1 pseudogene is annotated in these 211 nt (G+C 50.2%); it reads right to left on the bottom strand.

Features of this window, described 5'->3' with window-relative positions:
- Positions 1 to 154, bottom strand: a pseudogene (locus tag KB213_RS12670) (hypothetical protein); the annotation flags it as partial.
- Positions 155 to 211: the final 57 nt, after the last annotated feature.

Genomic DNA, 211 nt, shown 5'->3' with positions numbered 1-211 from the left:
GGAATTGTGGATCAGGTGAAGTGAAAGCACCCAACCCCATCAAGGTTGATGTTACAGGTAAACCCGTTTTCCGCTCCAATGCGCGCAACAACTCTGACGCATGCGGGCCCGAATTGATGATACCACCACCCGTATAAAACAGCGGTATTTTCGCAGTATTCTACGCCTAAAGCGTACTCCCAAAAGCATCCTGCGAAGGACGATTTTGCGC

The sequence above is a fragment of the Neokomagataea anthophila genome, assembly GCF_018122595.1.
Taxonomy (GTDB): domain Bacteria; phylum Pseudomonadota; class Alphaproteobacteria; order Acetobacterales; family Acetobacteraceae; genus Gluconobacter; species Gluconobacter anthophilus.
Note: the sequence above shows the minus strand (reverse complement) of the source record. Positions and strands in the feature narration are given on the sequence as shown.